This is a genomic window from Pedobacter humicola (assembly GCF_056490705.1).
Genome location: NZ_JBWJIG010000012.1, coordinates 34,455 through 53,845 on the forward strand (window position 1 = coordinate 34,455; position 19,391 = coordinate 53,845).

Here is a 19,391-nt window from a genome sequence, read left to right on the forward strand (position 1 = left end):
TGTCCACTGTCCTCCTAAAGAGGGAACTAATAGCAGGGTGGAAATAGCATAAATAAATAATACGAGCAAAAAAAATAAACGATTGATATGAACGATGGAAATTCAAGTTCCCCTTTAGGGGCTGAGGGGTTTTTGGTAGGAATAATTATGGGTAGCAAATCAGATTTACCTGTGATGCAGGATGCTGCTGATGTATTAAAAGAATTTGGAATAAACTATGAAATTACGGTGGTTTCTGCCCACAGAACACCAGAACGTATGTTCAATTATGCCAAAGAAGCACAAGGCCGTGGCTTAAAGGTAATTATTGCTGGTGCCGGTGGTGCTGCCCACCTGCCGGGCATGGTGGCTTCTATCACTACATTACCCGTGATTGGTGTTCCGGTTAAATCATCAAACTCCATTGATGGCTGGGATAGTATTTTATCAATCTTACAGATGCCAAATGGTATCCCGGTTGCAACAGTAGCTTTAAACGCCGCTAAAAATGCGGGTTTACTGGCCGCGCAGATTTTAGCTACCGCTGACGAATCGTTAACGGTTAAAATGCAGGCTTATAAAGATGAGTTGAGAAGGAAGGTTGAAGAAAGCGCTGATAGTCTGTAGTAAGGTGTATTTAGGCTATTTAATAGGATTCAATTATTGCCTTGAGCCGCCACCCCAAATTCATTTCAGGGTCTATATTGCCAAAAGATGCTGAAATAAATTCAGCATGACGGTTTATCAACACAAATTGATAAAAATGATCATTGTGATTAAATCGGAACTTGTTCAACTCTAAATATAAAGATGGCGATTCAATTACTTGAATCGCCATCTTTATTGTGATAATATTTTAATTTACCTCTAAATTGTCGGTTGCCTACTAATTAATTCAAACTCGGATCAGCCGGAAAATTACTGATATGTGCATATTTAGGGCCTAAATTTACAATCACATCCCGCCAAAGTTTTTCGTCATCGCTACTGAAAATGAGATCAGGATCAAAGGTGTCGCTTACCATCCATGCGTTCTGCTCCAGTTCACGATCCAATTGTCCTTGGTCCCACCCTGAATAACCCATAAAAAATTTTACCTCATCGGCACTTATAGCATTGGTATTCAAGAGAATTTTAAGTGTTTCAAAATTTCCGCCCCAGTATAAACCATTGCCAATAGGCTCACCGCTTTGTAATTTATCATAACTGCGATGGATGAAATGTAAGGTATCCGCAGCAACAGGCCCGCCAAAATAGATGTAGTTTTTTGCATCCCACAAATCCTGGATTACATCATTCAGAATCAGATTGCCCACCTGGTTCAGGATATAGCCCACCGTGCCATCTTCGCCATGCTCCGTTAACAATACTACAGATCTTTTAAAATTTGGATCGGCCATAAAAGGTTCTGAGATAAGTAAACGGCCTGTTTTTGGTTTTATATTGTTCAGCATGATGATAATCATTTGTTACACCATAAAAGATGTCTATTTTTGTTAAATGCAAGTTACAAATGAATTTCTACAAAACCTGCGCCAAGATTATAAAAGCGCCTCGCTGGATGAATCTGACGTTGATCAAGATCCTATTATTCAATTTAAAAAGTGGTTTCAACACGCAGTTGATGCCCAGATATACGAACCCAATGTGATGACTTTGGCTACGGCAGATAAGTCTGGTCGGCCAGATGCACGTATTGTACTGTTAAAAGGTGCTGATACCGATGGTTTTAGATTTTTTACCAATTACTTAAGTGCAAAAGGAAAAGAGCTTAAACGTAATCCATATGCGGCTTTGGTGTTCTACTGGCCAGAACTGGAAAGACAAGTGAGAATAGAAGGAATAGTGGAGAAATTAGACAAGGAAACTTCAGAAGAATATTTCAATACCAGACCTATTGGCAGTCAGATAGGCGCAGTAGCTTCTCCACAAAGTCAGATTATTCCAAACAGGGCATTTTTGGAAGAAAAATTTGAAGAGTTAAAAGCTAAAAGCGCCGATAAAGCTGTGGCCAAGCCTGCACACTGGGGGGGGTATATCGTAAAGCCAACCCGGATAGAATTTTGGCAGGGAAGAAGCAGCAGGCTGCATGACAGGATAAATTTCGAAAAAGTTAAAGGCCTTTGGACGAAAACAAGATTGGCTCCGTAAGCCAGGTATAAAATAAATAGAGATCGGCTATCCAGCAAGATCTCTATTTTAACTAATCATTAACTAACCTAAATTTACTAGGAAGTACCTTTATTAAACCGCCGTCATTTCCTCAAATACAGGCGGTAATTTCTATATTTTATAAGCAATTTAATTTGCTGTTTTGTTTTCCTGACAGATCAAAAGTCATCAAAAAAGACATTGAAATGAAGCAGGTATCGATGAATATATGCTTTGTGTCGATCAAAAAAATGCATTAAAAATTTAACATTTCATTTAACAAAAATTAACTATATATTTTTGTTAATCAGCATTTTAAATCATAACAAAAAGATTAATTCATGAGGTATTTTCAAGTGATTTTTCACTTTATCCATCTGCCGGCTACCTATCTGATTTTTGCGCCTCATATTTTGCCTATACAAAAAATAAAAAGGGTTTCATCTTATCGATGAAACCCCTTCAATTTATTATGTTTCTTATGGAATAAATATAGTTCTATCTTGCATTTGCGTATTTGATCACGAGTGTCATATCCCTCGTGGTGCTGGCTGGATTCCACCTAAAATTTAATGTAAATGTCTTCGTCGCCGGATCGTATTTATTATCCGCACCTGCTAAATTGGCGAGCGTAGTATTTCCTAAAGAAGTCATTGTTACCAAATTGGTTGCCGGATCTACCGTTGCCCTGAGATTATCGATACCTGAAACACTTGATGTTCCACCTGCCCATCTTAAATTTGTAATTTCTACAGTTGTTGCACTTACTGTACTCAATGTTAAGTTAGGGTTTCCGGCTAAACTACCACTTAAAGCATCATTAGCGGGCACGCCGGGGGCGGTATAGCGGGTTACACTACTTCCTGCACCAACGGTATATATGCCATCATAAGCATTTTTGGCATTAATTTTAAACAAACCTTTGCCATAGTTGCCACTAACAGTACCACTCGATGTTGATTTAACCACAACACCCAAAGCATAATTTTTACTAAAATCGAAAGCACTGGTTTTAAGTTTGACGTGGAATATCCCTTGTTTCTGTCCTTTTGGTATGGTAACAGTATAAGATGGTACCGTATATAAACTGGCATCCAAACTTGTTAAAACAGCCGTAGACGTCGACATGGCATCAACAATCGCAGCGTCAAGGCCCAAAGTAACAGTTACATCCTCTGAAGCACCGTCTACACCGGTATAGTTGATCAGGATCGGACAATCCACTTCTGTTACAGCATCAAATGATTTGGTAACAGAGGCATAGGCTGTAGAACTCGTTCTTGATGGCAGATCGGCCAGTTCTACAATACCGCTAGAGCCGTTTTCTTCATAAATTCCATCTTCTTTTGTACACGATGAAACCCAAACCATTAATACTAGAAGGGCAAGGTATATCTTTTTATAATTTTTCATATCTATTTTCTTTATCTAAAAAACCTAGTTAGTATTTACGTCCCAGAAAACCTTTGAAGTATACACATTCAAACCTGTTGGAACATTTGGGTTTAAATTATATTCTGTAGTTGGGTACAGGTTTCGTACAGGCAAGTGGTCTGTTGAAGTAGCCGACGATTGTAGGGATACAAACGTTGTGGTTGCTGCAGTTCCGGAAATTGCCGGATAACCTGTTCTTTTGTATTCCTGCCAGGCCTCAAAACCGTTTACAAAATTAAGGGCTATATATTTCTGTGTAATAATCGCTTCCAGGCGCTGTGCGGCCGTAGTGGCAAGACTGTAATTCACCAGATAACTCGTCGCATTCGCTGCCTTGTAGGCAGTAAGGTATGCATCTAAAACAGCCGCACTTGCCGAAGTAGTTGCTGCCCCTGATTTTTGAAGGTAATTGTATGATGCCCTGATTCCATTATCGAAGTTGGTTGCGGCATCGCCCGATAAAGCGTGACCTTTTAATGCCGCCTCAGCAAGTAAGAAATAGGTTTCGGCTGCAGGCATGATCAATTGGCCCATTACCCTGCTTTTTATTATTCCCTGTGCGGATGGGGCACTTAAAGCCGTCCCAACGCCAATATACCATGCCGGGTAACCCGAAATCCAGGAGGGAACACCTGTTTCATTCCCTAATTGATTTGTGGGTGTAGTATTAGCCGAATAGTTTTTATAAATCAGGGCACCACGTGTGCCGTCGCTTAGCTTTGTTCCATTGTAAAATGAAAAGATCCATTTCGTAGGAATCTGCTGGGCCGCATAAGCACCATTACTACCTGTATACGAAGAATGGTAAGTATTCCACAATGGGTTTTGACGGGCGCTTGTACTTACAAAACCGGGATCAATTAACACATCATCAGTTAAAAAGCCCTCTGAAGAAAAAGTACCAAAAGCAGAAGTAGCAAACGAAGCCAAAGGACCGTCTTGAGCCCTGGTTAAAATGCGCAGTTTAATATTATTTGCAAACTGAATCCATTTGGTAACATTACCACCAAACATGACATCGGCCGAACCTAAAGCCGTTACCACAGTACTCGAACCGTTTGCTTTAAGCTGTACTATGGCGGCATCTATTTCGGTTATCAACATTTTATAAATGGTGGCCGCATCATCATAATGTGGGGTAAGGTTGTCAATGCCGGCCAATCCTTCAGTATAGGGCACATTACCATATTCATCTACCAGGATCTGATAATAATAGGATTTCATGATCCTTGCTACCGAATTGAATAGCACATACTTATTTACACCTGAAGTAGAGGTAATGATATATTGATAACTTCTTAAATCAGAAAATGCACTATTGAATAAACCGTTATTTGTTCCCGAGTTCCAGTTGTAGGTAAAGAAGGTTGATCCAGAGAAGGAATAACCTCCTGCATTGGCCTGATAACCTGCCATCCATGCACCATAGTTAAAATAGGTAATAAAATTGGATGCTGTATTGTTTAACGCGGCCGGCAAAACCAGTTCAGGAGCAGAAGAAGTTGCCGAGTTTGTATTTTCGTTTATATCCAGATAACCTTTTTTACAGCTCGGTGCGGCAAAAACAATGATTAACAGGACTGATAATTTTAAAAATCTTTTCATAATACTTGTCATTAGAAAGTTAATGATATAGTTCCACCATAGTATCTTGTTGGAGGGGTTTGCGATAGCGAGGTAATTCCCACCGCATTACTATCCGATCCATTATTACTGTAATCAGGGTCGGCATATTCGTTAGATTTAGGCAACCAGATAAACAGGTTCCTGCCTTGTGCACTAATAGTGGCCGATTTAATAAATTTCACATTGCGTAAAACGGATGATGGAAGTTTGTAGGCTAAAGCAAGTTCTCTCAGTTTCCAATAATTACCGGAATAAACATAATTACTGGTTACGCTAGAATACAAACTGCTGCTGGTCCAGAAACCTGCACCGCCATCTGATACCGTAACACTATTATTGGCCACATAAGTTCCACTTGTGGCATCATAGTAGGAAGAATTAGGAAAAACGAATTTCTCTCTATTGTAATACGCACTTCTGGCTGATGAGCCTGAGAAATCGTAAGTTGAGCCAGCTGTACTATACTGAACATAATTTGACCGGTATTCAAATAAACCCGAAAATGTTAATCCTTTGTAGCTTAATTGAAAATCAAGCCCTAACCTATTTTTAGGAATGGTATTTCCCAAGATGTTTCCTTCCGTTTTTCCTACCGGATAACCCGTATTTTGATCTACTACTACCCTGCCCTCTGAATCACGTATATAATCAGATCCTATAATAACTGGATATACCGCACCTACCTGACCAAAAATGGTTGAACTGTTGCTTACACCGATACGGGTTAAATCGTTAGATAAGGATAGCAATTTATTGTTGTTGTAAGTATAATTACCACCAACAGTCAATTTCCAATCTCCCTTTCTAATTGGTGTAAAGTGTAAAGCAGTTTCCCATCCTTCGTTGGTTAACTCACCCGTATTTAAAAGGTAATAGTTATATCCGGTGGTAACCGGAACACCTGCCGTAATGGCCTGTCCGGTAGAACTGGTGTTGTAATAAGTTACCGTTCCATCAACTAAACCTTTAAACAACCTAAAATCTACACCACCTTCGTAACCTGTAGTAATTTCTGGTTTTAGATTATTCGAAACCAAAGTGTTATTCGGGGTATACCCTGTACCATAACCATAACCCGTTTGCGAATCGAAAGTAGACTGCAATGAATAAGCACCGCCGTTAGTGGTATTACCTACGTTTACATTACCTACTTTAGAAACACCTGCCCTGATTTTCAGGTAATCCAGCACCTTACTGTTTTTCAGGAAGCTAAAAGCATCAGTTGGAATAAACGATACATCAGCTGCAGGATAAAAAAATGATCTGTTCGCCGGAGCAAGCACCGAAACCCAATCGTTCCTTCCGGTTAAGTGCAAGTACAGGTATTTTTTATAACCAAGGGTTATATCAGCCCATAAGCCATATTGACGGGTGTTGTAATTGGTTTCACCAGCAGATGGCGTTCCGGTAATGTTACCTAAATTATAAAGCTCATCAACCTGTAAACCACTACCTGAGGCGTTAAGATCTTTGTAGGTATAACTTTTTAAAGATGTGCCAAGCAAAGCATTGAACGAAAACTCCTTCACATCTTTTTTAATATTGGCAAAAAAGTCTGTACTGAAATTACTGGTATTCAGCATTTCATCACTTACGCCACTGCTTTGGTTTGTTTTAGCCGAATGGTCCAAACTGTACTGTGTGTAGTCATATCCTGTGGTACTGTTCTTATTTTTGTAATAACGGTTGGTAATGGCAGCCCTATAGGTAAAATCCAACCAATCGGCTGCTTTATATTTCAGTTCCAATAATCCCGTTAAATAATCATTTGTGGTGTTTTGCCTGTAATTATCAATGGCCCAATACGGGTTTTTATAATAATCGTTATAATAGCTATTTGGATCGCCCCAACCCGTTGGATCCTGCCAGTTTGAATATGACAACAGCGGAATCTGAGCAGGCGTATTTAACAGGTTATCATAAATTGTTGAAGTTGCACTTGTAATATCGTACTTGTTCTGCGTGAAACTGGCATTATAATTTGCAGTAAACCTTTTGCTAAAATTCCGCGTACCGTTAAACCGCAATGCTGCCCTGGTGTATTTATCTTTTGGTGTGGTTCCAGATCCATCTAAATATTGTGCGGATAAATAAGTGGATGATTTCTCATCAGCTGAAGAGATTGAAAAATCAGTTTGGTTGGATACACCAGTTTTCCAGAAATCATATTTATCATCGGTTGCAGAATAGGTAGCGTATTGTTGTGCGCCACTTTCGGTCACCCGGCCAATTGGCCTTAATGTTCCATCAAAGGCAGGACCATATTGTTGGTTTTCAATCGGATCGTAAACCTGAGCGCCCGAAGTTGAACCAGATCCAAAACTGTTTTGTAATAAAGGGTAATAACTCACCTGTTCCAACACGGTAGTATTGGCTATTTTTATCACTGGCGTTCCAACTTTGCCCTTTTTAGTGGTAATAATTAACGCACCGTTAGAGGCATCAGAACCATATAATGCTGCTCCACTCGCACCATTTAACACCGTGATATCGTCAATATCATCGGGATTTAAATTTCCCAGAATAGCGTTTGGTACCACCGCCCCATCCAATACGATCAGCGCCTGGTTATTACCGGTAATGGAACGGTTTCCTCTTAAAACCAACCGGTAACTTGGATTTACACCACTGCCTACTGCATTAATCTGCAAGCCTGGCACTTTACCTACCAAACCACCTGCAATCGTCGGCGATTTTCCGGCCGTTAACGATTCGCCATCAATCCGCGTAGAAGCATAACCCTGTTCGCGAGCTGTCCGTTTAATACCACCTGCTGCAATCACTACTTCATCAAGGCTGTTTACATCAGATTCCAATGTAATATCGATGTTTTTGGCATTAACATTCTGTTCTTTTGTTTTGTAGCCGATAAAAGTAAAGATGAGGGTTTGAACACCCGATGATACTTTGATCGAATAAGCTCCATTGGCGCCAGTGGTTACGCCATTGTTTGTTCCTTTCACTTTTACACTTACCCCAGGAATTGGTAAACCGTCTTCTTTGGCAAATACCACTCCTGTAACAGTTCTTTCTTGCGCCGAAACCCTGGTTACCAGCAAAACAATAAAGAACAACAAACACTTTAGTAGTTTTCTTTTCATTTACATTTTTAGTTTAATAAGTTAATAATGGTTTGAAAAATTAATCACAACAAGTACCGCAACAGAACCAAAGCTCTATTTCAATTGAAACCTGTAAAATGATTAGTTTAATTTTTCACCGTACGTGGAAATTTGAGAGGAGATCCGGTCCGTTACGAACAAATGCGGTGATTAATAATTCAGCCACTAATAAAGAATAATGAGAACAACTAAAATTTTAAGAAACGATAAACGAAGATTTTGTATCGATAAACCATTTTAACAATGTTAAATGACATTTTTTAACATAAAATTTACCATATTTTATTAATAGCTCGAAATAACAAGACAAAAAACAACAATAAAAGCGGTAAAAAACCCAAAACAGAAAGGAATTTTAAACAATACCATCAAATCCCGACAAACATCAATAAAACATAAAAAAATATCCGGCTCAAAAGCAAAAAACAACAAAAAAAATCAACTTGTAAAGAATAAATACAAGGATATTCTATAATCGATTAAGATTAGCATAACTCAGCTACAAATAAGTAAATTCGCTTTTTTAAATCCCTCAAAAGATGAAGCAAATCGCAGTTATAGGATCTGGAACAATGGGAAATGGCATTGCCCATACCTTTGCACAATTCAATTATCAAGTGAACCTGATTGATATCAATCAACCTGCTTTAGATAAAGCTATACAAACCATTACCAAGAATTTAGATCGGCAGGTTGCCAAAGGCACATTGACTGAAGATCAGAAATTGGCAACACTGCACAACATTACCACGTATACCTCCACGAAAAATGGTGTTCAAAATGCCGATTTAATTTTAGAAGCTGCTACTGAAAATGTAGATCTGAAATTAAAAATTTTTAAAGATTTAGATGAACATGCTCCTGCACACGCCATTCTGGCTTCCAATACCTCGTCTATTTCCATTACACAGATTGCAGCCGTAACAGGTAGAGGCGATAAAGTAATTGGGATGCATTTCATGAATCCGGTTCCGGTAATGAAACTGGTCGAAGTAATCCGTGGTTATGCCACAAGTGATGAAACCACCAGTACCATCATGTCGCTGTCGCAGACGTTGGAAAAAGTACCTGTAGAAGTAAACGACTACCCTGGTTTTGTGGCCAACCGCATTTTAATGCCAATGATCAATGAAGCCATTTACACTTTATACGAAGGCGTTGCCGGTGTGTATGAAATCGATACCGTAATGAAATTAGGCATGGCCCACCCTATGGGACCGTTACAGTTGGCAGATTTTATTGGTTTAGATGTTTGTCTGGCGATCTTAAAAGTATTGAATGATGGTTTTGGCAATCCAAAATACGCTCCATGTCCTTTACTGGTAAATATGGTTGCTGCAGGTAAAAAAGGCGTTAAAACTGGTGAGGGCTTTTATAAATATACTGCCGGCTCGAAAGGTTTGGTAGTTGCTGATAAATTTAAAAAATCCTAATTTTTTTAGCATTTAATTTTATATTTGCTGTATGAATGAGAATCTGGATCCCGAAGCAAGCAACCTCAGCCCCACCGATCGTGATATTGAAAGGGTTTTAAGGCCACAGGCTTTCGAGGATTTTACCGGTCAGGAAAAAGTGATGGAGAACCTGAAGATTTTTGTTCAGGCTGCAAAACTCCGTGGTGAGGCTTTAGATCATGTTCTATTGCATGGCCCTCCGGGATTGGGGAAAACTACCCTCTCTCATATCATAGCCAACGAAATGGCTACAGGTATCAAGGTAACTTCTGGGCCTGTTTTGGATAAACCGGGCGATCTGGCCGGTTTGTTAACCGGGCTTGATGAAGGTGATATTCTATTTATTGATGAAATCCATCGCTTATCCCCCCTGGTTGAAGAATATCTTTATTCTGCCATGGAAGATTTCAAGATTGATATTATGCTGGAAACTGGCCCAAATGCCCGTTCCGTACAAATATCGCTTAATCCTTTTACATTGGTAGGCGCTACTACGCGTTCAGGTTTGTTAACTGCTCCCCTAAGGGCCCGCTTTGGTATTAATGCACGTTTGGCTTATTACGACGCTAAGCTCTTAACAACAATCGTTCTACGCTCATCGGAAATATTAAAAACACCAATCAGTGATGAAGGTGCTTACGAAATTGCCCGCCGTAGTCGTGGTACACCCCGTATTGCCAATGCACTTTTACGGAGAACAAGAGATTTTGCCCAGATTAAAGGGAACGGAAATATCGATACCGAAATTGCGCGTTACGCGCTCAATGCGCTCAATGTAGATGAACATGGCCTGGATGAAATGGACAACAGGATTCTGGTCACCATCATCGATAAATTTAAAGGCGGTCCGGTTGGTTTAAAAACCATAGCCACTGCTGTTGGAGAAGACGAAGGTACCATTGAAGAGGTTTATGAGCCCTTTCTAATTCAGGAAGGTTACATTATGCGTACCTCACGGGGCAGAGAAGTTACCGAAGCGGCGTACAAACATTTGAAGAAAAATTATCCGGGGCAGACAGGGAAGCTGTTTTAGGATAATGTTACTTCATTATAGGTCGTCATTTCGAGCGGAGTGCAACGCAGCCGAGAGATCTATCTCGAGATAGATCTCTCCATTTCAGTCGAGATGAGGCCACTGCCCATACTCTCGTCATTTCGACTCTTGTGCGGCGATTAAGCTACGAAAAGTCATCATTGCGAGGCACGAAGCAATCCTACTACTATGGGTGGGTGAAAAAAAATTAAACTTCGTACCTAGCGATCGTTGTAAGATTGCTTCGTCGTACCTCCTCGCAATGACGAGCCTTTTTTATTGAAAGTTGTCCATGCTACCAATTCGGGAGAGAATTCTACTAATCTGCACAAAAGATTGCTTCACGCAACCCACTTAATCCCGCCCTTCAGTTCGCAATGACGATCTGTTAAAAAAACAAAATCCATCTGAACATTTAAGCCCTTTCTGTGTTCATCATATAGAAATCAAACATTATGAATATTGAATTACGTAAACTAACGCTCGAAGATTACGCAGATCTTAAAGAATCTATGCTTCAGGCATACGACAGCATGGGTGGCTCTATCTGGCCAAAATCAAGTATCGCAAAACTTTTAACTATTTTTCCAGAGGGACAACTTTGCATTGCTGTTGATGACAAAGTGGTAGCTTGTTCGCTTGCCATTATCGTAGAATACGATGAATATGGCGATCGGCACACCTATAAATTAATTACTGGCGATTATTCTTTTACCACGCACGATCCAAACGGAGATACACTTTATGGCATTGAAATCTTCGTCCACCCTGACTTCCGCGGTTTGCGTTTGGGGAGAAGATTATATGAAGCAAGGAAGGAACTCTGCGAAAGCCTAAACCTGAAAAGCATTATTGCCGGTGGCAGGATCCCGGGTTATCATCAATATGCAGAGAAGCTTAGTCCAAGGCAGTACATCGATAAGGTTAAATCTAAGGAAATTTACGACCCAACCCTGACTTTTCAGATCTCCAATGATTTTCACGTCAGAAAAGTATTAAAGAACTATTTACCTGGCGATAAAGAATCAAAGGAATATGCCACTTTAATTGAGTGGAACAACATTTATTACCAGGGTATAGATGCTTCTGCCCGCTCGGCAATGACCATTCGCTTGGGACTGGTACAATGGGAAATGCGTTTATTTCCCAATATGGATGCATTTTACGAGCAGGTAGAATTTTTCGTGGACGCTTTAAGTGGTTACAAATCAGATTTCGTGATGTTTCCTGAGCTGTTTAATACGCCTTTGTTGCAACCTTATAATCACTTACCTGAAATTGAGGCCATGCGCAAACTCGCCGAAAAAACAGAAGAGATTGTACAAAAAATGCATGAGTATTCTTTGAGCTACAACACCAACATCATTACGGGCAGTATGCCACTTATTGAGGATGGTAAGCTTTATAATGCTACTTACCTTTGTCACCGAACGGGCAAAATAGATGAATATCGAAAAATCCACATCACCCCGAATGAACAGAAATATTATGGTATGATCGGCGGCGATAAAGTCCAGGTGTTTGATACTGATTGTGGTAAAGTAGGGATTTTGATCTGTTACGATGTAGAATTCCCCGAATTAAGCCGTATTTATGCTGATCAGGGTATGCAGATTCTGTTTGTGCCTTTCTTAACAGATACTCAGAACGGTTACACACGCGTTCGCCATTGTGCTCAGGCACGGGCCATAGAAAACGAATGTTATGTAGCCATCGCTGGCTGCGTGGGTAATTTACCAAAGGTCAACAACATGGATATTCAATTTGCGCAATCGGCTGTATTTACCCCATCCGATTTTGCTTTTCCAACCAATGCCATAAAAGCTGAAGCTACCCCAAATACCGAAATGGTATTGGTAGTGGATGTTGATCTACACTTATTGGACGAGCTGCACCATTACGGAACAGTAAAGGTATTAAAAGACAGGAGAAGAGATCTTTACCAGGTTAAACTCTTAAAATAATAGCCATAAAAAATGCCGGTCACATCAGAACCGGCATTTTATTATTAATCTAAAGCTAATTATTTTCTCATTGCGAACCACACAATCAGTCCGATGATGATCAGGATGGGAAGCACCCATTTCAAAGCCTGTCCTCCACCGTTTTCATCCTTTTCGGTAACCGCTGGTTTTGCAGGCCCCGGATCTTGTTTATGACTTTCGTAATCTTTTTCAATCGGTTTCGGAGCTTCTCCTGATTCCGTATGTTGTGGATCTATGTTTTCCATATCTTATACTCTAAAAGCCCTTCCTTTCAGGATGATTTCCAAATCAGGAAGAACGATAATCAATTAATTTAGTTTCTGTATTTAGAACAAGTGATTAATGAAAATGTTTTAAATCCTAAGCCTTATCTTTGCAGGCCAGTGTATAACAATTCTGCAAAATATAGCCAATTGATCAAAGATGAAGCCCTGCGTTTGGGTTTCATGGCCTGTGGCATTTCTAAAGCTGAGTTTCTTGAAGAAGAAGCACCCAGACTTGAAAACTGGCTGAACCAGAACCGTCACGGCGAAATGAAATACATGGAAAATTATTTCGATAAACGTCTTGATCCCCGATTATTGGTCGAAGGCGCAAAATCTGTCATTTCCTTATCGTTAAATTATTATACCGAAGAGAAGCAATCAGATCCTAATGCACCAAAAATTTCTAAGTATGCATACGGACAGGATTACCATACCGTAATTAAAGATAAACTCAAAGAACTTACTCATTTTATTGAGGAAAATATTGGTGAAGTTTCCGGACGGGCTTTTGTAGATTCTGCTCCGGTTTTAGACCGTGCCTGGGCAAAAAAATCGGGCATTGGATGGATAGGTAAAAATTCCAATCTCATCAGTAAAACTGATGGTTCTTTTTTCTTTCTTGCAGAACTTATAATTGATCTGGAACTGGATTACGACCATCCTTACCAGGCCGATTATTGCGGAAGCTGCACACGCTGCCTTGATGCATGCCCTACTGATGCGATTATTGCACCACAAGTTGTTGATGGAACAAAATGCATCTCCTACCTCACCATTGAGCTCAAAAACGAGATCCCTACCGAATTTAAAGATAAAATGAGCAACTGGATGTTTGGTTGCGACATCTGCCAGGATGTTTGTCCATGGAACCGTTTTTCAAAAGCACATAATGAGACAGCCTTTAAACCTGAAAATGGATTGCTGGACCTAAACGCCAAAGATTTAACAGAAATTACGGATGATGTTTTTAAAAAGGTTTTTAAAGGATCAGCGGTGAAGCGTACCAAATTTGCAGGATTGAAAAGGAATATCGATTTTTTGAAAGCTGAATAAGTGTTTTACAGGCTGACCAATTAACACATACTTCGTGCTGAATTTATTTCAGCATTATTTGTAGAATTAAGTTCAGGATGGCGATTCATAAAAATATCTTTATTAAGTAAGTCAAGTTTGACCAGGCAAACCGCTCAGCAAACTTGACTTATTGAAATGACTACCTTAATTTACCGAAAAGCTATTGTCACTTTTTACTTTATCAGGTGTATGTGGATTTCCCATCACCACTTTCGATAATTTCTTAGTCGTTTTTAGATCAATCTTTACCTGCTGATTTCCTTTTTCCCAAACACCAATAGTACTATGGTTCTTTTCGATAAAACCGTCTTGATAAGTCAGGATTAAATCGATTGGCAGGGGTTTAATGCTTTTATTCTCAATAGTAATGGTGTATCCATTAGCAGTTTTATCGACAGCTTTTATGGCCATATCCGTAACACCACCTTCAAAAAACCAGGCTTTCCAGAACCAGTTTAAGTTTTTACCACTGCCTTCGTTTATGCTATTAAAGAAATCGTAAGGCATGGGGTGTTTACCATTCCAATTTCTAATATAAGTATGTAAAGCTCTGGTAAACAGTTCGTCGCCCAAATAATCCTTAACAAATAAATAAGCTAAACCCGGTTTAGGGTAAGAGTTTGTAAAAGATCCAGATCCTTTTAAGTCAGGCGTTAAGGTCATGATTGGCGTATCGTCCTTTCCGCCAGAAGATGATGCCGTAGGCTGCACACCATACTCATCTACAATAGTAGAATCAATCATGGGCGAAATCAGCCACTCACCTATGGTAGCCCAGCCTTCATCCATCCAACCGTATTTGGTTTCATTTATCCCCATGTAAAAAGGGAACATGGTATGAAAAATTTCATGATCGGTTAGTGTAATGGCGTCAGTCCTATTGTCAACCGGATTATCGTTTACCATCATTGGGTATTCCATTTGGTCTAAACCATCAAATATCGTTTCGTGGTTATAAGGAAAAGGCCATTTCGGAAAAGTATAACTCATTGATTCTACCGTTTTACGGGCAAAATCGATCACTTCGTAATAATCCTTATGTTTCGGATTGAAAACAGCATCTACCCTGGTCCTTCTTTTCGTTTTAGGATCTACCACCAAACTGCTTGATTTCCATAAATAATGATCACTCAGGGCAAATACAAAATCGGTAACATTTTTAGCTTCAAATTTAAAGGTATTAAAGGCATTCGGTTGTGTTACTTTTTTATCGGCCAGGTCTTGAGCGGTGATCACATCAATTACCGCATCATTTTTTTCGGCAGAAAGCATTCTGGAAACAATATCTTTCTGGAAAACTTCTGAAGGGTTTTTCAAATCACCGGTAGCCCAAACCCCATAACCGCCTGGTACTGTAACCGATGCATTAAATTGATCAAAATCATTATAGAACTCTTCTGCACCTGTATAAGGGAATTTGTTCCAGCCATCTACATCATCGTAAACGGCAATGCGCGGGAAGAAATAAGCTACAAAATGAGAGCCCTCATCTACCTGACCTGTACGCATGTGTGAGCCTTTATTTAAAGTATAACTATAATCTATAGAAAAGCTGATGGTTTTACCAGGTAAAACCGCAGGAACGTTAACGGTCATATTGGTTCCATCGATTTTAAAGTCACTTATCGCTTTACCGTTTGCAACCATTTTTTCTACTGCAACACCCTCACCAAGGTCAGACTCTGCAAATTTTGATTTCCGCGGTGTTCCCTTTTTGTACAGGTTTGGATAAAGTTTAAACCAGATTTCCTTCAGCGTATCAGGGCTGTTATTGGTATAGGTTACCTGTACTTTACCCTTAAGCAACCTGCTTGTAGGATTAAAATCTACATTCAGGTCATACTTTGAAGTATTTTGCCAGTAGTTTTTACCAGGCTTCCCGTTTGCACTTCGAGTTTCCTTTTGATAGGTTTTCTGAAATTCAGGTGCGATCGGCAAAGCGGTTTGTGCACTCGCATAAAAAGCACTAAAGATGAGCAAACTAACTATTGATAAAGATTTCATTTTATGAGCATAACACTTAGCGCATGGCGCCGGGCGGTTGATTTATTTATAGTAAAACATTTTAACGATTAACTGATTTCAACAATTAACCAGTTAACCAATCTACTTACCAAACTTCATTTTCAACTGTTCCAACATATCCGTATTGATCGGCTCAGCGGGTTTTTCCGGTTTAGGCTGAGGTTTTTGCTGGTATTGAGGTTTATTTGCGGGAGCACTATTCTGAGGTCGTGCTGCCCTGTTTTCATTTTTCCTGGCATTAAATTTTGCCCACTCCTCATCTAATTTCTTTTTGGTGTACAATGGGAAGTCACCATTTTTCATCCAGGCATAGTAACTAGGTTCTACGGCAAATACCTGTGCAGTAGTTTTTCCTTTATGCTTACCAAAATTAAAACAGACCTGATCGTTATCATCATAAACCAAACGACCTGCAAAATCAACCGGTTTGTTGATATTGGTAAAAATATGCAAGGCATCAACATCATTTACAACCGGAATACTTTTTACGCCCTGCTTGCTTTCAAACTCTGTTTCCTTGTACATTTCCAGCTGGCCAAGTAAAACCTTATATGTAGCAATCACATCCGCCTCTGCTGCATGTGCATTGATCAGATCTTCCTGGCAGTAAAATTTATAGGCTGCCTTTAATGTACGCTGTTCCATTTGGTGGAAGATATTCTGTACATCAACAAACTTGCGGTTGCTCATATCAAAATCCACTTCAGCCCTTAAAAATTCTTCCAAAAGCATCGGGATATCAAATTTATTTGAGTTATATCCAGCCAGATCACTTTCCCCTATAAATTCGGCAATTTCTACAGCCAAAGTTTTAAAGGTTGGTTCGTTTGCAATGTCTTGATCATAAATACCGTGAATCAACGAAGTTTGCAAAGGAATCGGCATTTCAGGATTTACACGCCAGGTTTTAACAATTTCAGAACCATCTGGCATGGCTTTTAAAATTGCAATTTCTACAATTCTATCGGCTCCAACATTTATTCCAGTAGCTTCTAAATCAAAAAATGCTAAAGGGCGCTTTAAATTTAATTTCATTTCTTATGATGTGAGATTGGCGACATTAGATTTGAATCGGAATGTCAAATTCTTTTTTTTCAAAAGTGCTAAAAAGGTTTCATTAGTTCCCTAAAACAACTTCATTAATTTATAAATTTAATTGTCAAATTATTTCTGAATGTTAGTTTGTAGAATTAAATTGCACCAATTTATTTACGCTCTCATGAAACCGTTAGTTACAATTTTACTAATCATTTTCTCATCCTTAATGGCCAATGCCCAAGATTTTGGTTTTGGTGCAGTTACCCCTGAAGATTACGAATTCGACAAGAAAAAGCTGGACAGTACTTCAAATGCCGTGGTATTAAGAGAATTTGGCAAAGGTTTTTTCGAAATGAACTTTGAAGGCCACACAGACGTAGCCTTTATTTATCATGTAAAAATAAAAATCTATAACAGAGCGGCTTTCGATCAGGCAAATATAACCGTTCCATTGTACAAGGGCGAATTCAGGGATGAAAGCATAAATGATCTGAGCGCCTCTACTTTCAACTTCGTTGATGGAAAACTTGTTGAAACCAAATTTAATAAAGAAAACCTGATCATCGAAAACAGGTCAAAAAGCCTCAATTTGGCAAAATTCACCCTCCCGAACATTAAAGAAGGCTCAATTATAGAATATAGCTATAAATTGTTGTCACCAAATGTATTTAACTTTAAGACATGGCTATTTCAGTCTGAAATACCTAAAGTTTACAGTGAGTTTATCACGGTTATTCCTGTTATTTACAATTACCATACTTCACTCAGGGGAGAATTAAAACTAAGTGATTCGAAAAGTGAAATAGTAAAAAAGTGCTATACGTTTGCGGGTCTTCCCATTAACTGTTCTAAATCAACCTATTTAATGAAGAACATTCCCGCTTTTGTAAAGGAAGATTATATGAGTGCGCCCAGCAATTATATGTCGGCCATCCATTTCGAGCTTTCCCAGTTTCAGCATGTAAATATGAAGAAGGTTGATTACACCAAAACATGGAAAGATATAGATGAAGATCTAATATCCGAGCAGGGGTTTGGGGGCCAGATGAAAAGGAAAGACCTTTTTAAAAATTTAACCACTAAAATCGCTGCCGATTCGCTTTCCAATCTGGAAAAGGCAAAAGCAATTTATGCGTATATCAAAAAGCAGATTAAGTGGAACAATGTTTATGGGAAATACGCAACTGAAAACATTAAAAAAGCACTTGAAACAAAATCAGGCAACGTTGCAGATATTAACCTTAGTCTGATTGCAGCCCTGCAAGCTGCTTCTTTTGATGCTGAAGCCGTAATCTTATCAACAAGAGATAATGGAGTGGTGAATAAACTTTATCCTATTGTTACCGATTTTGATTATGTTGTGGCAAAGGTGGACATAGACGGGATTTCTTATCTTTTAGATGCCACCGAGCCGCTTTTACCATTTGGATTATTACCTTTCAGGTGTATAAACGATCAAGGCAGGGTTGTTAACCTAAAGAAACCCTCTTATTGGATAGACTTAAAAGCATCTCAAAAAACCACAAAAAATTATCTCTTTAATGCCAAGTTAGATTTAGATGGAAAAATGACAGGCAAACTGACCGTTCACAGTCAGGGCTATGCCGCTTTGGATAAGCGCAAGGAGATCAAAAACTTTGGGTCGGTGAACGAGTTTGTAGAAAAACTTGAAGAGAGCATGCCAATAACAAAAATCCTTTCGCACAACATATTTAATTTAGATAGTGTAGAAAATGCATTAACAGAAGAATACACTATAGAAATCAAAACCAACAATGAACTCAGGCAGAATGAGTTTTATTTTAATCCTTTCATCATCAATTCAATTTCTAAAAACCCCTTTAATTTAAACGAAAGAAAATATCCTGTTGATTTGGGTTCCAAATCTGACAATAGGGCTACCATTACCATCGAACTGCCAACGGGTTTTGAAATGGTAGATCAGCCAAAGAACCTTGCCATAGCGCTCGGCAAAAATGGCGGAAAATATCTATTGGAAACTGAAACAGCCAACAATGCCATCACAGTAAACCAAACAATACAACTTAATAACGCTACTTACCAACCCGAAGAATACCTTGCTTTAAAAACATTTTACAGCAAAATCATACAAAATCAAAAGATAGATTTTCTGGTAAAAAAAACGGGAAAATAGGCTAATTTTATGTTATATAAAAAGCATTTCACAAACATTATTGATACAC

General features: G+C 39.1%; 14 protein-coding genes. 7 read left to right on the forward strand and 7 right to left on the reverse strand.

The window, feature by feature from the left end:
• The first annotated feature begins 87 nt into the window (after nt 1–87).
• Nucleotides 88–606, forward strand: a complete 519-nt coding sequence (purE, locus tag AC04Q1_RS18100; protein ID WP_478365976.1) for a 5-(carboxyamino)imidazole ribonucleotide mutase — start codon at nt 88–90, stop codon at nt 604–606.
• 263 nt (nt 607–869) lie between these two features.
• Here purE and AC04Q1_RS18105 read toward each other — a convergent pair whose 3' ends face one another.
• Nucleotides 870–1,433 (reverse strand): YqgE/AlgH family protein, encoded by a 564-nt coding sequence (locus AC04Q1_RS18105; RefSeq protein WP_478365977.1) that lies wholly within the window; start codon nt 1,431–1,433, stop codon nt 870–872.
• A 46-nt stretch (nt 1,434–1,479) separates the two neighbouring features.
• Here AC04Q1_RS18105 and pdxH point away from each other — a divergent pair, with 46 nt between their 5' ends.
• Entirely contained in the window at nt 1,480–2,130 is a 651-nt protein-coding gene (gene pdxH, locus AC04Q1_RS18110) for a pyridoxamine 5'-phosphate oxidase (RefSeq protein WP_478365978.1), read from the forward strand.
• Between the two features lie 498 nt (nt 2,131–2,628).
• Here pdxH and AC04Q1_RS18115 read toward each other — a convergent pair whose 3' ends face one another.
• From AC04Q1_RS18115 to AC04Q1_RS18125, 3 genes are read right to left on the reverse strand one after another with little or no spacing between them, the layout of a single operon-like run.
• Nucleotides 2,629–3,543 carry a DUF1735 domain-containing protein gene (locus AC04Q1_RS18115; protein WP_478365979.1) on the reverse strand — a complete coding sequence of 305 codons (915 nt, stop codon included), beginning with the start codon at nt 3,541–3,543 and terminating at the stop codon, nt 2,629–2,631.
• Nucleotides 3,544–3,567: 24 nt separating this feature from the next.
• Nucleotides 3,568–5,169, reverse strand: a complete 1,602-nt coding sequence (locus AC04Q1_RS18120; protein WP_478365980.1) for a SusD/RagB family nutrient-binding outer membrane lipoprotein — start codon at nt 5,167–5,169, stop codon at nt 3,568–3,570.
• A gap of 11 nt (nt 5,170–5,180) precedes the next feature.
• On the reverse strand, nt 5,181–8,291 hold the full coding sequence (locus AC04Q1_RS18125) for a SusC/RagA family TonB-linked outer membrane protein (RefSeq protein WP_478365981.1): 3,111 nt from the start codon (nt 8,289–8,291) through the stop codon (nt 5,181–5,183).
• Between the two features lie 560 nt (nt 8,292–8,851).
• Here AC04Q1_RS18125 and AC04Q1_RS18130 point away from each other — a divergent pair.
• The 3 genes from AC04Q1_RS18130 to AC04Q1_RS18140 all read left to right on the forward strand — a co-directional run bounded on the left by AC04Q1_RS18130 (nt 8,852) and on the right by AC04Q1_RS18140 (nt 12,763).
• The gene (locus AC04Q1_RS18130; RefSeq protein ID WP_478365982.1) at nt 8,852–9,745 is read left to right on the forward strand and encodes a 3-hydroxyacyl-CoA dehydrogenase family protein; all 894 of its coding nucleotides are present in this window, start codon (nt 8,852–8,854) and stop codon (nt 9,743–9,745) included.
• Between the two features lie 31 nt (nt 9,746–9,776).
• Entirely contained in the window at nt 9,777–10,799 is a 1,023-nt protein-coding gene (gene ruvB / locus AC04Q1_RS18135) for a Holliday junction branch migration DNA helicase RuvB (RefSeq protein WP_131528128.1), read from the forward strand.
• Between the two features lie 455 nt (nt 10,800–11,254).
• Nucleotides 11,255–12,763, forward strand: a complete 1,509-nt coding sequence (locus AC04Q1_RS18140) for a GNAT family N-acetyltransferase (RefSeq protein WP_478365983.1) — start codon at nt 11,255–11,257, stop codon at nt 12,761–12,763.
• Between the two features lie 59 nt (nt 12,764–12,822).
• Here the strand turns inward: AC04Q1_RS18140 and AC04Q1_RS18145 are convergent, their stop codons facing one another.
• Nucleotides 12,823–13,029, reverse strand: a complete 207-nt coding sequence (locus AC04Q1_RS18145; protein ID WP_478365984.1) for a hypothetical protein — start codon at nt 13,027–13,029, stop codon at nt 12,823–12,825.
• Nucleotides 13,030–13,167: 138 nt separating this feature from the next.
• On the opposite strand from AC04Q1_RS18145, the gene queG reads away from it, so the two are divergent.
• Nucleotides 13,168–14,103 (forward strand): tRNA epoxyqueuosine(34) reductase QueG, encoded by a 936-nt coding sequence (gene queG, locus AC04Q1_RS18150; RefSeq protein ID WP_478365985.1) that lies wholly within the window; start codon nt 13,168–13,170, stop codon nt 14,101–14,103.
• 165 nt (nt 14,104–14,268) lie between these two features.
• Here the strand turns inward: queG and AC04Q1_RS18155 are convergent, their stop codons facing one another.
• Complete coding sequence (locus AC04Q1_RS18155; RefSeq protein WP_478365986.1) at nt 14,269–16,128, reverse strand: M1 family metallopeptidase; 1,860 nt, start codon at nt 16,126–16,128, stop codon at nt 14,269–14,271.
• A 102-nt stretch (nt 16,129–16,230) separates the two neighbouring features.
• Nucleotides 16,231–17,184, reverse strand: coding sequence for an exonuclease domain-containing protein (locus AC04Q1_RS18160; RefSeq protein WP_478365987.1), 954 nt, complete (start codon nt 17,182–17,184; stop codon nt 16,231–16,233).
• 184 nt (nt 17,185–17,368) lie between these two features.
• Here AC04Q1_RS18160 and AC04Q1_RS18165 point away from each other — a divergent pair, with 184 nt between their 5' ends.
• Nucleotides 17,369–19,342 carry a transglutaminase family protein gene (locus AC04Q1_RS18165; protein ID WP_478365988.1) on the forward strand — a complete coding sequence of 658 codons (1,974 nt, stop codon included), beginning with the start codon at nt 17,369–17,371 and terminating at the stop codon, nt 19,340–19,342.
• Nucleotides 19,343–19,391 lie beyond the last annotated feature (49 nt).

Excerpts from the sequence above, each read along its gene's own strand:
- AC04Q1_RS18140 (WP_478365983.1), top strand. The coding sequence starts at position 11,255 with ATGAATATTGAATTACGTAAACTAACGCTCGAAGATTACGCAGATCTT.
- AC04Q1_RS18105 (WP_478365977.1), bottom strand. The coding sequence starts at position 1,433 with ATGCTGAACAATATAAAACCAAAAACAGGCCGTTTACTTATCTCAGAA.
- AC04Q1_RS18120 (WP_478365980.1), bottom strand. The coding sequence starts at position 5,169 with ATGAAAAGATTTTTAAAATTATCAGTCCTGTTAATCATTGTTTTTGCC.
- AC04Q1_RS18165 (WP_478365988.1), top strand. The coding sequence starts at position 17,369 with ATGAAACCGTTAGTTACAATTTTACTAATCATTTTCTCATCCTTAATG.
- AC04Q1_RS18125 (WP_478365981.1), bottom strand. The coding sequence starts at position 8,291 with ATGAAAAGAAAACTACTAAAGTGTTTGTTGTTCTTTATTGTTTTGCTG.
- AC04Q1_RS18155 (WP_478365986.1), bottom strand. The coding sequence starts at position 16,128 with ATGAAATCTTTATCAATAGTTAGTTTGCTCATCTTTAGTGCTTTTTAT.
- AC04Q1_RS18130 (WP_478365982.1), top strand. The coding sequence starts at position 8,852 with ATGAAGCAAATCGCAGTTATAGGATCTGGAACAATGGGAAATGGCATT.
- ruvB (WP_131528128.1), top strand. The coding sequence starts at position 9,777 with ATGAATGAGAATCTGGATCCCGAAGCAAGCAACCTCAGCCCCACCGAT.
- AC04Q1_RS18145 (WP_478365984.1), bottom strand. The coding sequence starts at position 13,029 with ATGGAAAACATAGATCCACAACATACGGAATCAGGAGAAGCTCCGAAA.
- AC04Q1_RS18115 (WP_478365979.1), bottom strand. The coding sequence starts at position 3,543 with ATGAAAAATTATAAAAAGATATACCTTGCCCTTCTAGTATTAATGGTT.
- purE (WP_478365976.1), top strand. The coding sequence starts at position 88 with ATGAACGATGGAAATTCAAGTTCCCCTTTAGGGGCTGAGGGGTTTTTG.
- pdxH (WP_478365978.1), top strand. The coding sequence starts at position 1,480 with ATGCAAGTTACAAATGAATTTCTACAAAACCTGCGCCAAGATTATAAA.
- AC04Q1_RS18160 (WP_478365987.1), bottom strand. The coding sequence starts at position 17,184 with ATGAAATTAAATTTAAAGCGCCCTTTAGCATTTTTTGATTTAGAAGCT.